Origin of the sequence: Elioraea tepidiphila DSM 17972, from assembly GCF_000378465.1 — a bacterium.
Lineage (GTDB): Bacteria > Pseudomonadota > Alphaproteobacteria > Acetobacterales > Acetobacteraceae > Elioraea > Elioraea tepidiphila.
Genome location: NZ_KB899931.1, coordinates 1 through 13,265 on the forward strand (window position 1 = coordinate 1; position 13,265 = coordinate 13,265).

Sequence of the window (13,265 nt, forward strand, 5' to 3'; positions counted from 1 at the left end):
TTCGCCTTCCCCGCCGAGGTCCGCCGGATCATCTACACCACCAACGCGATCGAGGCGCTGCACGCCAAGCTGCGCCGCGCCGTGCGAACCCGCGGCCATTTCCCGCATGACGAGGCCGCGCTCAAGCTCTTGTTCCTCGTCTTGAACCGCACCGCCAAGGAGTGGAGGATGCCCGCCAGGGAATGGCACGCCGCCAGAGCGCAGTTCGCCATCCTCTTCCAGGACCGTCTCAACCCATGATCACCACGGTCCCGCACGAAACTCCTGACAGTCCCATACACTGGGCCACAATAGGCGTAGGGCCGACGGATGCACCAATCATATGTAGAACTTGAACGGTAATGGCGCTCTTGGACCTGCCGGTCCGGCGGTCAGGATCTCCCCAACCAGATCGGCGAACCGCAACGTGACAGGCAGCCCGTCCGAAAAGCCGGCATTGTTGAAGTTGAGCTTCGTGAGCGCCATGAGGTCCGACAACACCTGCTCAATGTCTGCATCACCTCGGACAATGTCGACCGTCAGCGGATTCGGTACCTCTCGCCCAGGATAGGTATCCAGCCGAGGCGTGAAGCCCGCCGTCCAAAGGTAGGCTGACCGTCCCGATCGGGCAATCATGGCTGTTCCCCTCAAAACCGGCTTCTTGCCATACCGGAACAACTTGATTTCGTTCTGGCGTCTGATCCGAACGCCGACAAGCTTCGTCGCCTCCGGCACGGTGCTCGAGAAGCCGACCCACTCCTCGGCGTCGAACCACGTTTGGCCGTGAACGAACAACTCTCGCGGCGGCCGTCGGTGCAACTCCTGGTAAGCGTCCACGATAAGCTTCATCAATTCGGCGGCCTGATGCCGATCAAGATGGAAGCTCTTCTCGGTCTCCGAGTACCATGGGCCGACGGCCCCTTTGAAGACGACACCTTCGCCCGTCCCCAGGAACATCTGGGCACCGCAACAGGCATTATCACGCCCCTTGGCGTTCTCAATGCGCTTGAAGACGAGCCCGACGTAACACACACCTTCTCGCACTTCCGCGATGCGCCACGGCCGGCCGCCTGCCTTGTAGAAACTGGTCGTGGCGAGGTTCCACGCGACGGACGCCGGGTCCTGTAGTGATCTGCGGCTCCCTTCCTCAGACTCGTCGGGTGCGAGGGTCGATTCCCGCACCACCTGGATCACTTGGTCGGTGTCGAGAAGCCGGGCCTTGAGCTGGTTGTGAAAGTTGAGTTCGTACTCATAGATCGCCGCCGCCTCATTCTCCTCGGGGAACATGGACCCCTTCGTCAGAATTGATCGCGCGGCCTTCCGGTTGATCGGCGACGTGGACTTCTCGCGTTGATCACGAGGGACAAACGACTTGGGACGTCCGAAGCGAAAGGTTTCCTCCGGTACGATTGCAAACCACAGCTTGGGGCGCGCTTCTTCCTCACGCAGGTACTTCCTGAGCGCCTCCGCATAGACATTGACCGCCTCGTAGATCGCTTGATGTCGATCCTCGATTCGGATGCGGCGGCTCAGCTCTTTCCCGTCGATAGTGCAACTGGCGAAGGGCTTCGCGGGCCAGGGAACGCCGAAAACGGCCTGGAAGCCAGGCCACATCATCTTATTCTCTTCCTTGCCCTTCTCGATGGCCGCAATCGTCGAGCTAAGCGCGCGTACCCAGTGCTCATAGCGCGCGATGCCCTGGGGTGTGCCGATTACGCCGACGTCCATTCTCGCAGGATTCTGGTTCGAGGCGGGCGGCCCAAACAGAAACAGACCGTCCTTCGGGTGCTCGGCTGTCTGGCCGAAGCCAAATGCCAATGCCGGCTCCGGCACGTGGGTAAGCCGCCAAGCACTCATCCAGAGGCCTCCGTGTCGAAGTCCTCCGCGTCGGTGTCATCCTGCTCATCGAAATCAGAGTCCTCGTCGTCCGGCTCTTCGGGATCCGCGGGCTCGTCCGCGACCTTGAGGTCGTTTGGCATCGTGCGCGTAGCTACGAGTTCGAGAAGGCGGCCGTTGAGCACGAGGCTCTCCGCGCCGTCGAGCGGGATGGTGATCTCGTCAGCTTCGTCTGCGAGGAAGGCGCAGAAAGCCTGCTGGAGCTGTCGCCACTGCGCATTCCACCAGTTCTTGCAGAATCGGCGACGGATGCCAGACGTGCGCTTCGGGTCTTGAATGGCGGTTTGGCCGTCTTCAGAGAAGCATACGTAGGGCCTGAAGCGGACAACGGCCGGCGGGCCGAGCACGACGTTGACCTTCATCGCGAGGTGCCAATGCACCTTCATCTTCTCGCTACGACCAACGACGTTCTTGTATGTCCGTCGACCGGTCGCATCAGAATAGAAGACCTTGTCGTTCGGTACCAGACCGGAAGGAAAGAAGAAGCTCGGAGCCGAAGAGGTCTCAAAGAGCTTGAGCCCCCGAGCCTCCAGATACCGCTCGATGTGCCTTCGCAGAAGGTAGGAGGTCATCTTGCGGGCCTCGTCCTTTCGGGGCGCTGTGACGTCCCGAGTCGAGCCATCGAGGAACTCGGCCAACGGGACGACGGCCCGGAGGGTCAGGCTGAAAGACGGCGGCAGAGACTCCTGGAAGCGGGAGGCGTGCGCGAAGGACAACACGAGCCGATGAAACATCTGGTGCGGGACGCCCGTCTCCTTCAGAGCCGGACCGATCTTGGCCTTGTCTCCCTTGTACTCGTAGAACGCGATTGCCGCGGGCAGAGAGCGCACCGGAACGAGGTTTGTCAGGATCGGCTCCGGTTTCTCCTCGACCGTCGTCGCCGTTCGGGTGATCGTCGTACGCCACTTCTCGAACTCGGCCGTTAGGTCGCCGGGTACCCGAGGAACTCTCGCTGCATCGAGCGTATCCAGAAGCTCGATCAGCTTCGCGCCCCACCCTTGATTGAAGTCAATCCCGTTCAGCGTGTGCACCTGAATAGGGAAGTCGCCGAAGGGCGTGTCGTCGATGCGGACCGGGATGATGAACGACGGATCATCCAACGTCTTCCGCATCGTGTCAGCGACGGACAACTCGTTTCGGACGCCCGTCCTCCGTGGGTCGATGCTCGCGCGCGATACCACGTAAATCACCTTGATCGCATGGTGCCGAAGCGCTTCTTCGATCGAGCTCCAGAAGGGCGTGCCGCCCTTAAGGTCGAACAGGTCGGCCCAGACCCGGTATCCGTGCCCGGTTAGTCGAGCGCCAAGCCAGCGCACGAACTCATTGTCGTCTGGCGTGGCGTGAGTGATGAAGATCGTGTCGCGGTGCATTCGGGCGCTCGAATCGTAGACGTTGCTGATGTTACCCAATAGCGACACCACCCCGCACGGTGCTTCCAGTTTCTCCGAGTGCTGCCTCGGTTAGGGAAACCCAGTCATAATCCGATCGACGCCCAATCCTGACGCAGCACCCCGACCCCAAAGCGCGCCACCCCCCGGCGGCCCGAAACGCCTCGCCGCTGCGCGGCCGGAAAGAGCGATTGGGGCTGACCCAACTAGCGGATCTTGGCGTGTCCTTTGGGGTGTAGAGGCAGCCCTAGCCTGGCGCAGAGGGTCTCGCGCAGCTTGCGATCAAGAATGCGCTGGATGACGACCAGCGCGGACGGACGGCGCCGCGCAGCCCAAGCGCCTGACGTCTGCCCGGCACCGCCGTGATCATGGCCTGCAGCCGCCCCCATACTCACGAAACCGATGAATATGATCGGCGCGATCCCGCATAGTCACGGCAACCACGAACAGCGAAGCGCCACCAGCGGCCCTGGAACGGGCCGGCGATCGCGGCTGGCGCCGGATCGTCAGGCAGAGAGCTGGGCAGGGTGACACGATCAACGTCCGATCCTGACGCAGCGCCCCGCTACACTCCGCGCGCCTCACCCCGGTACCCCGGCCGCCCCTCTCCGCTCCGCGGCCGATAAAGGAATACAAGCATAAAGTCAGTAAACCAGTGGGGGAGGACGCTCCTCCCCCCACACCCCCCTGCATCACACGCTCAGAGCTGCCACGGCCGCGGCACGAACGCATACCCCTCGCCCTGACGCACGATCCGCCCGAAGGCCGGCCACGGCAGATGCACCCCGCCCACCAGCACACGATCCGTCGCCAGCATGTCCAGGGTGCGCAACCGCGACTCCACCGCCGCCTCCGGATCGACATCGATCCCCAAGCGCCAGCGCGGGTTGGCCAACTGAATCACCGTCTGATGCGTCACATCGCCCCAGACCAGCATCTGCTCGGCACCGCTGCTGATCCGATACGACACATGGCCCGGCGTGTGCCCGATCGCCGGCATGGTCGTGATGCCCGGCACCACCTCCACCTCGCGCGTCGCATCGAAGGTGCGGATCCGATCGGCATACGGCCCGATCGCACGCCGCCCGGCCTGGATGAACCGCTGACCCTGCGGCACCCGGCTCTCCATCGCCGGATCGGTCCAGAACCCATGGTCCTGCGCCGACACCACCACCTCGGCGTGCGGGAAGGCGCGCCCGCCGTCGCCGTCCACCAGCCCCAGCGCATGCTCGGGGTGGATATGCGTCAGCAGCACCGTGTCCACCTGCTCCGGCCGATAGCCGGAGGCGGCGAAGGCCTCGCGCATCCGCCCGGTGCCGGGGAAGAACGCATGCTCGCCGCCGGCATCGATCAGCACCAGGTTGCGGCCGGTGTTCACCAGATAGACACCGACCGGCTGGTGCAGGAACCCCTCGACGAAATAGGCATGCTCGCGCAACCGGCGCACCACCGCCTCGTCGTAGTCGCGGAAGAAGCGCGGCGCGTTCGCCTCGGGCATGCGCATGCCGCCATCGAGCAGCGCCGTGATCTCGGCCTCGCCGACGCGGATGCGGTGGAACCCGGGCGCGGCCGTGCCGGCAGGCGGCGGCGCGGCCGTGGCGGTGGCCGACACGGCGAGCAGCGGGGCGGTCGCGAGCAGGGAGCGGCGGTCGATCATGGTGCTGTACCCCTTTCCGACGATGCGCAGGGCTGGCCCGTCGCGGCGCCCCGACGCGCGGCCGAACCATAGCGCACTCGGCCGGGCCGTCAGCGCCGCGGCCGCGACCGCTCGGTTCACCGATGTGTGCGTGCGCGCGGTGTTGCAGAGCGCAGCTCAGGCCGCGACGGCGTCGGCCCCTTCGTGATGCTCGAGTGCCGCGCGCAGCAGCGCCACCAGACGCTGACGCAGCGACGGCGGTTCTAGGATCTCCACCGAAGTGCCCCAGGTGAAGACGTGCCAGGACATCTCCTGCGCCCCGCCGGCCCGGAACCGCACCACCAGGCGGCCTTCATCGTCGCGCTCCGCCGTCTGGGAGGGGTGGAAACGCCACTGCGCCGCCTCGTCGGCGGTCGCGGCGTCGAAGCGGAGGGCCACGTCGAACGGCTCCTCCTGCCAGGTGCCGAAGGCGCGCGCGGCGAACTCCTCCAGGCGGAAATCGGCACGGCGGACGAAGGGCGTGTTGCCCAGGTCGAGCATGCCGATCCGGTCCAGCCGATAGAGCTTGGGGTCGTCCCAGGGCTCGGCGGCGGCGACCAGCAGCGGGCGGCTGCCGTACAGCATGCCGTAGGGGTGCACCTCGGTGACATAAGGCTCGCCGGACCGGCGCGAGCGGTACTCCATCGTCACCGGCAGGCAGGAGATGATGGCGCGGCGCAGCTTGGTCAGCAGACCCGGCGGCAGGACCGGGCGCGGGCCCGGGCGCAGCGCCGTGCCCTCGGCCTCGGTCAGCACTTCGAGATCGGGTTCGATCCGGCGCAGATGATCCGGCCGGGCGGTCGCGCGCAGCTTCTGCGTCGCCGAGATCACGAGGTCGGCGCGCTCGCGCAGCCCCCGGCGCGTCAGCGCGGCCGCGGCGGCGTCGAGCTCGGCGAGTTCCTCGGCCGAGACCGCCACCAGCCCGCCCAGCGTGCCGGCGGGCAGGCGCCAGCGCCGCACCCGTTCGCCGTCATCGCAGCGTTCGAACTGCGGGAAGACGCGCGCCACGGCGTCGCGCATGCGCTCTGCCGTGCGGCGCGCCACCCCGAATTCACGCTGGACATCGGCGAGCGAAAGTCCCTCGCGCGTGCCTTGGAAGGCGAGAGCGAGGCGCAGGATCTGTTCGAGCTTCTGATAATGCATCCCCCAACCCGAGCTTTCCCGTTCATGGTGATGAACAAAGCCGAGACGCGCGCGTGAAAGGATCGTCAAAAACGCATTAATCTCGTGGCCGGAAGCCCACCGGAGCGGTCGCGCCCGGGCGTGCGGCGGCCTCCTCAGCCAAGAGTTGCAGCAGCGCCTCCGGATCCTCGATCCGGCCGAGCAGCCGCGCCTTGCGCGCAACCAACGCGAAATCGGCCGGAACCAGCGGTGGAAGGTCGGCAAGGCCGGACGGAGCGGCGGCGGCGAAGAACCGCTCGAACGCCGCCCGCGCCTGCTCCGGCCGCAGCGCGTCGAAGCGCACCTTCACCAGGAACCGCCGCAGACACGCGGGGTCGAGCCGTTCGGGTAGGTTGGTTGTGCAGGCGAAGGGCAGCGGGTGGTGCTCCATCCAGGTGAGGAGTTCGTTCACCTGGGTCACCTCCCAGGACTGCGCCGCCCCGCGCCGGTCGGCGAGCAAGCCGTCGGCTTCGTCGATGATCAGGAAGCGGTTCTCTTCGGCCGCCTCCTGGAACGCCGCGGCGATCGCCTGCTCGCTGCCGCCGACCCAGCGCGACAGCAGGTCCGAGGCCCGCTTCACCATCGGGTCGAGGCCCAGGCGCTCGGCCAGGTCGCGCGCGAAGGCGCTCTTGCCCGTGCCGGGCGGACCGGACAGCAGCAGCGACACCGCTCGCGGCGCGTCCGGTGCGGCGAGCCGGTCCGCGAGCGCCGCGAGATCGGTGTCGGCATTGGCGAGGCTCGCATCGAAGACGCGTTCCGGCGCCGATGGCTGCAACGGCAGGCGCCCGCCGCCCATCGCCTTGGCGACCGCGAGCACGCCGCGCCGCACCGCCTCCGGCCCGCCGCCGGTCAGCGCCGCGGCCGAGACCGCGGCCGCCGCCACTGCCGGCGGGGCGGCCACGTCGCGGGCGAGCCGCGCGACCTCCGGCGGCGGCATCACCACGCCGTGGCGGGCCAGTTCGCGCACCCACAGCCGCTCGCGCACCGGCAGGTCAGGCACGCGCAGCTCGATCGCGAAGGTCATGCGCCGGATCACCGCCGGGCCGAGCGGCCCGAGCGCATTGGTCGTCCACAACACCGGCACCGGCGTGGTTTCCAGCGTGCGCAAGAGCGAGGCGCGCCCGCCCCCCTGGCCGTTCAGCAGCCCCGCGAGCCCCTGGTCGAACAGGTCTTCCGCCTCGTCGAACAGCAGCAGCGCGGGCGAGCCGCCGGCGAGCAGGCGCTGGGCGAGGCGAAGCTCCGCGAGCCGCTCGCTCCGCCCGGGCTCGTGCCCGTCCTCCGCGACCTCGCCCACCGCATAGAGCGGCGCGCCCACCGCGGCGGCGAGGGTCTTGCAGAACTCGGTCTTGCCCGTGCCGGGCGGGCCGTAGAGCAGCACATGCGTGCCCGGCCGGCGGGCGCGCAGCGCGCCGGCCAGCACCTCGACGGCATGGCGCGCCGACTCGCCGAGATGGGCGAAATCCTCCATCGCCAGGCTGGCGGCGAGCGGCCGGCCGAGCAGCGCCTCGCCGGCGACCTGCGGGGCCGAGGGCGGAATGCCGAGCGCGTCCGAGAGCTGGCGCTTCAGCCGCTCCAGCACGATCAGTTCGCCGTCGCCGTCCACGGTCAGCAGCCCGGCCGCGCGCAGCGTGCCGGTCGGCGCGAGGCGCCGCTCGACCGTCGCCTGCGGCAGGCCGGTCAGCAGCGCGATCATCGGCGCGTCGGCCGAGAGCCGCATCGCGCCCCCCATGGCGTCCGACACCATGTCCCAGAGCCGCTCCACCGGCCGGTGCAGGCGGTAGCGCACGGCGAGGCCGAGGATCGCCGCCTCCGCCTCGTCAAGCCCGACCGCGCGGGTGACGGCGTTCAGCCGGAGCGTGATGGCGCTGACCGCACGGCGGGCCTTGGCGGTGCGCGCCTCGATGCGGCGCTGGATCAGCTTCCAGGCGGCGGCGTCGAGCGCGCCTTCGGCGAACAGTTCGTCCTGGCGCGGATCGGGCTCGCGCGCGGCGCGTGGGGCGAGGCCGAGCGCGTCCTGGTAGCGGGTGAGCCAGGCGGCGACGGCGGTCGCGCGGCGCGAGCGGCGGGGCACCTGGGCCAGCGCGTTCTTGGCGTACTCCAGGGCGATGGTCTGTTCGCCGGCGTCCATGCGGTCTCTCCCGTACCCGTTCCGTTCTCGCCTCGGGCGACCGTAGGGAGCTGACGCGTCAGAACCGGACGTATGTCCGATCCCGTCGTCTTTGCCGACGCGGCCGGGTTCAGGCAGGCTTGCGCGGCCCATGCCCGTGCGACTCCTTCACAGCTCCGACCTTCAGCTCGGCCGCGGCTTCGCCTTCGCCCCGCCGGAGACGGCGGCGGTGCTGGCGGCGGAGCGATTCGACGTGCTCGCTCGGCTGGCGCAGGCCGCGCGCGCGGCCGGTGCACCGCGCCTGCTGATCGCCGGCGACGTGTTCGACAGCACCCAGCTCTCCGACCACACGCTGGACCGGGTGCTCGCGCGCATGGCGGCCGCTGCCGACCTCGTCTGGCACCTGCTGCCCGGCAACCACGACCCGCACCAACCCGGTGGCTTGTGGGAGCGGCTCGGTCGCAAGGGCTGGCCGCCGAACGTCCGCGCGCATCTCGACGCCGAGGCGGTTCCCCTCGATCCCGCGCCGGGCGAGCGGCCCGCCGTGCTGCTGCCGAGCCCGCTCGGCCATCGCCGCGTGCCGGGTGATCCGACCGCTTGGATGGACCAGGCCGCGACGCCCGACGGCGCCCTGCGCATTGGCCTTGCGCACGGTGCGGTCGCGGGGTTCGGCGCCGAGGAGGGGGCGGAGGTGAACCCGATCGCGCCCGACCGCGCCGACCGCGCGGGACTCGCCTATCTCGCGCTCGGCGACTGGCACCGCACGATCCGCGTCGGCCCGGCCACCTGGTACAGCGGCACGCCGGAGCCGGAGCGGTTCCGGATCGATCCCGACGGCGATGGCACACGCTGCGGCGGCGGTTTCGCGCTCGCGGTCACGATCGACGGGCCCGGCGCGGTGCGGGTCGAGCGTGTGCCGACGGGGCGCTTCATCTGGCACCTCGCCGAGCCGGTGCTGGCGGAGGCCGCGGAGATCGACGCGCTCGCGGATCGTTTCCTCGCGATGCCGGACGCCGCCGACATCGTGCTGCGCCTCGCCCCGCGCGGCGCGCTGACGCTCGCAGGGCGCGAGCGCTTCCGCGACCGCATCGAGGAGACGCTCGCCGCCCGGCTGCGCTGGCTCGATCTCGACCTTGCCGGCCTGGAGGTGCGGCCCGAGGATGCCGAACTCGCCGCGATCGACCTGGAGGGCGCGGTGCGCAGCGCCGCCGACCGGCTGGCGGCGCTCGCGCGCGATCCGGCGTCGCCGCAGGCCGAGGCGGCGCGGCGCGCGCTGGTCGAGCTGTGGCTCATGCGCTCTCTCGCCAGGGGCTGACGCGATGAGGCTCGTCGCCGTTGAGGTCGAGGAGGTGCGCCGCTTCGCAGGCCGCTGGCGCGTCGGCCCTTTCGCGCCGGGGCTCAATGTGCTCGCGGCCGAGAACGAGGCCGGCAAGTCCACACTGCTTGCGGCGATTCAAGCGGCGATCTTCCTGCCGCATCGCAACGCGGCTGAGACGCTGCGCCCGGTTGGTGGCGGCATCCCCAGAGTGCGGCTGGAACTGGCCGACAGTGCTGGGCAGTGGGTGATCTTCAAGCACTTCGCCGGCCGGACCGGGCGGGCGGAGGTGATCACGCCGGCGGGCGAGACGCTCACCGGCGAAGAGGCCGAACAGGCAATCCGCCGGCTGTTCGGTCTCGCCGCGGCGCGCGGCCGCGGCGAGACCGAACGCGGTGTCTGGGGCGCACTTTGGGTCGAACAGGGGCATTCCTTCGATCTCGCCCGGCTCGATGACCCGGCGCGCCGGACTCTGCGGAGCGCGCTGGAAGCCGAAGTCGGCACGGTCACTGGGGCGGCCGGCATCGCCCGGCTGCGCGCCGCGGTCGCCCACGAACTCGCCGCGTTCCAGTCGCCCGGCGGTCGTGAGACGCGAGGCCGACTGCGCACGGCACGCGACCGGCGCGACGAGCTGGACCGCGAGATCACCGACTTGGGGCAACGCCGCCGCGACGTCGAAACCGATCTCGGCCGGCTCGCCGAGCTGCGCGACCAGCGCGCCCTGCGACTGGAAGCCCGCACCGAGCAGGCGTTCGAGCGCAAGCTCGACGAGGCGCGCACCAAGCTCGGAGAACTCGACCGCGCGAAGGAACGTCGCGAGGCGGCCCTCCATGCAGCCCAGACCGCCGCGATCTTCGCCCAGGCGGCGGTACGGGAGCGGGATCAGCGCCAGCGCGACCGCGACGAATCGGGCAAGGCCGAGCAGGAAGCCGTCCGCGCCCGTGAAGCGGCGCAGGAAGCAACACAGGAGGCAGTAGCCGCGGAGGAAGAGGCCCGTCGCGCGGCGCTGCGGGCGGCGGCAACGACGGCGGTCGCTGCGGCACGCCAATGCCGCGACCGCGTCGATGTGCTGGCCAAGGTGGCCGACCGGCTACGGGCTGCCGGCGAGGCCGAGGCGCGGGCGCGACAGGCGCAGCCTACCGCGACGGCAAACGGCGCTGCGGCCGCGCTGGTGGTGCTGGCTGCTGTCCTCGCGGCGGTACCAGGCTTCGTGCCGGGGCTGGCGGAGGCGTGGTGGTGGGGTGTCGCGGCCGCCGTCGTTGCTCTGGCCGGTGCCGCGTTCCTATTCGCCCGCGCGCTCGGCCGACGCGCTGCGGCCCAGCGAGCACTCGCCACCACCGCAGCCGAGCGCGCCGCCGCGCAAGCCGCGGCCGAGGCCCTCGCTCCGGGCACGGAGATCGCCGCCGCCCTCGCCGGGGCCGAGGCGGAGGCGCAGCAGGCCGAGGCGCGCGCTCGGGAACTCGGCGACGAGGCCGGGCTTGCGGCGGAAGCGGTAGCCCCCCCGTCGGACGAGGCCAACGCGGCCCGGGCTGCGGCAGATCGAGCGGCACGCGAAGCGGAACGACGCTCGGCCGATGCCGAGGCCAAGGCAGAGGCCGCACGGCGCCTTGCCGACCGCCTCGGCGAGGCGCGCGCGCGCGAACCGGATGATGACCTCGAAGAACGGGTCCGGCGTCTCGACGAGGATGCGAAGCGGCGGCAGGACGACGCGGCGGCGCTCGCCGTGCCGACGGCCGAGGAACGAGCGGCGATCAAGGCCGAGATCGCTCGTCTCGAAGCCGCTCGGAACACGGAGCGTGCCGAGGACCAGCGGATTGCCGACGAGATCGCCCGGATTGAAGGCGGGCTCGCCCGGATCGAGGCCGAGGGCCTCGACGAGCACATCGCCGCGGCCGAGGGCGAACGCGACCGTCTCCACCGCGAGCTCGACCAGCTCGAAACGCGCCGCGCCGCGCTCAATCTGCTCGACGAAACGTTGCGGCAGGCGGAAGAAGCGGCGACAGCCTCCTGGCTTGAACCAGTGACACGCACGCTCGCGCCGTGGCTGGACCAGCTGATTCCTGGCGCGCGCGCCACCCTCGACGAGGCGACGCTCCAGCCGGCCGGGCTCTCGCGCAGCGGCCGCGACGAAACCTTCGCCATCCTCTCGCGGGGCACGCAAGAGCAGATCGCGGTGCTGGTCCGCCTCGCCTTCGCCGAGATCCTGCGGCGGCAGGGACGGCCCGTCCCGGTGATCCTGGACGACGCGCTGGTGTTCTCCGACGATGACCGGATCGAACGCATGTTCGACATCCTGAGCGCGGCGGCGGAGCGGATGCAGATCGTGGTGCTGACCTGCCGCACGGGCCTCTTTGCGCGGCTCGGTGGGCACAGGCTCGCACTCGAGCACGTGTCATGACGCGCGGCCTGCCACCCTGGCTGGTCGCCGCAATGTTCGTGCTCGCCGCCTGCGCGCCGCTGATCCTGGCCCTCGCCTCCGGCGAGCCGCCCGAGGCGGTGCAGGCGGAGCTCGGCATCGGGCTCGGGCTCGCGTCCCTCGCGCTGATGCTGTTGCAGTTCGCGCATTCCGGCCGGCTGGAGACGATCGCCGGCCGGGTCGGCATCGACTGGACCATGCGGCTCCACCGCTCCGCGGGGATCGCCCTCGCCGCGATGGTGCTGCTGCACCCGGCCGCGTTCCTCGCGCCGCTGCTGCTGACGCAGCCCGGCCGCGCGCTCGACGGCCTGGTGCGCATGTTCGGCGCCGAGCGGATGCAGAGCGGCGTGATCGCGCTCGCGCTGCTGCTCGTCGTTGTGGCGGCCTCGCTCGCGCGCGCCCGTGTCGGCCTCGCCTATCAGCGCTGGCGGGCGCTGCACGCGGCACTCGGCCTCGCGGCCGCCGCCTTCGCGGTGCATCACGCGCTGCGCGTCGGGCTCTACAGCGAGGCCGCGCCGCTGCGCGGGTTCTGGCTCGGCGGGCTCGCGCTGGCGGCCGCGGCATTGGTGTGGACCTGGGTCCTCAAGCCGCTGCGCGACGGCCGCGCGGGCTGGCGCGTCGCCGCCGTCGCCCCGCTCGGCCCCAACTACTGGGAGGTCGCGCTGGAGCGCCCTTCGCGCGCGCCGCTTCCCTTCGCCGCCGGCCAGTTCGCCTGGCTCGCCTTCGGCCGCCGCGCGCCCTGGGACGACAACCCGTTCTCGATCGCCTCCGCGCCCGGCGATCCGCGGCTCGCCTTCGTCATCCGCGAGGCCGGGGATCTCACGCGCACGATCGGATCGCTGCCGATCGGATCGGACGTGCGGGTCGATGCGCCGCACGGCGCCTTCGTGCTCGACCCGCGCGAGCGGCGCGCCGTGCTGCTGATCGCCGGCGGAGCCGGGATCGCGCCGATCCTGTCGCTCTGGCGCGACCTCGCCAGCCGGCCGGATGCCGGCGCGGTCCGGCTCGTCTATGGCGCCTGGACGGCCGAACGCCTGCTCTACCGCGAGGAGCTCACGCGCACGGCCGCCGAGAAGGGTTTCGGCCTCTTCCTCCGCGTGGACGAGGGGCCGCTCTGCGCGGGCGCGACGCGCGGCATCCTCGACGAGGCGATCCTGCGCGCGGCGATGGACGGCCTCGATCCGCACCGCACGGTGGCGATGGTCTGCGGACCGACACCGATGATGCTGGCGGTCGCGGCGAGCCTGGAGCGGCTCGGCCTGCCGCCCGCCGCGATCCGCTACGAGCGGTTCGACTATGACTGAGCGCGCGCCGATGCCGCGCGTGGA

General features: G+C 70.4%; 9 protein-coding genes. 4 read left to right on the forward strand and 5 right to left on the reverse strand.

Annotation, left to right across the window (positions count from 1 at the left end):
• Positions 1-240 (forward strand): transposase (locus F563_RS22890; RefSeq protein WP_019015669.1); only part of this gene is annotated, 240 nt, incomplete at its 5' end.
• A 78-nt stretch (positions 241-318) separates the two neighbouring features.
• On the opposite strand, the gene F563_RS0115865 is transcribed toward F563_RS22890, so the two are convergent.
• The 5 genes from F563_RS0115865 to F563_RS22900 all read right to left on the reverse strand — a co-directional run bounded on the left by F563_RS0115865 (position 319) and on the right by F563_RS22900 (position 8,227).
• The gene (locus tag F563_RS0115865; RefSeq protein WP_026299638.1) at positions 319-1,836 is read right to left on the reverse strand and encodes an argonaute/piwi family protein; all 1,518 of its coding nucleotides are present in this window, start codon (positions 1,834-1,836) and stop codon (positions 319-321) included.
• Complete coding sequence (locus F563_RS0115870; RefSeq protein ID WP_156825212.1) at positions 1,833-3,245, reverse strand: toll/interleukin-1 receptor domain-containing protein; 1,413 nt, start codon at positions 3,243-3,245, stop codon at positions 1,833-1,835. The genes F563_RS0115865 and F563_RS0115870 overlap by 4 nt, the downstream gene beginning before the upstream one ends.
• A 718-nt stretch (positions 3,246-3,963) precedes the next feature.
• The gene (locus F563_RS22895) at positions 3,964-5,040 is read right to left on the reverse strand and encodes an MBL fold metallo-hydrolase (RefSeq protein ID WP_156825213.1); all 1,077 of its coding nucleotides are present in this window, start codon (positions 5,038-5,040) and stop codon (positions 3,964-3,966) included.
• A gap of 36 nt (positions 5,041-5,076) precedes the next feature.
• Positions 5,077-6,081: a helix-turn-helix transcriptional regulator gene (locus F563_RS0115890; protein ID WP_019015673.1), complete on the reverse strand. Its 1,005-nt coding sequence runs from the start codon at positions 6,079-6,081 to the stop codon at positions 5,077-5,079.
• 76 nt (positions 6,082-6,157) lie between these two features.
• Complete coding sequence (locus tag F563_RS22900) at positions 6,158-8,227, reverse strand: AAA family ATPase (RefSeq protein ID WP_019015674.1); 2,070 nt, start codon at positions 8,225-8,227, stop codon at positions 6,158-6,160.
• A 130-nt stretch (positions 8,228-8,357) separates the two neighbouring features.
• On the opposite strand from F563_RS22900, the gene F563_RS22905 reads away from it, so the two are divergent.
• From F563_RS22905 to F563_RS0115910, 3 genes are read left to right on the forward strand one after another with little or no spacing between them, the layout of a single operon-like run.
• The gene (locus F563_RS22905) at positions 8,358-9,521 is read left to right on the forward strand and encodes a metallophosphoesterase family protein (protein ID WP_019015675.1); all 1,164 of its coding nucleotides are present in this window, start codon (positions 8,358-8,360) and stop codon (positions 9,519-9,521) included.
• 4 nt (positions 9,522-9,525) lie between these two features.
• On the forward strand, positions 9,526-11,919 hold the full coding sequence (locus F563_RS24065; protein ID WP_019015676.1) for an AAA family ATPase: 2,394 nt from the start codon (positions 9,526-9,528) through the stop codon (positions 11,917-11,919).
• On the forward strand, positions 11,916-13,241 hold the full coding sequence (locus tag F563_RS0115910; protein WP_019015677.1) for a ferredoxin reductase family protein: 1,326 nt from the start codon (positions 11,916-11,918) through the stop codon (positions 13,239-13,241). The genes F563_RS24065 and F563_RS0115910 overlap by 4 nt, the downstream gene beginning before the upstream one ends.
• Positions 13,242-13,265: the final 24 nt, after the last annotated feature.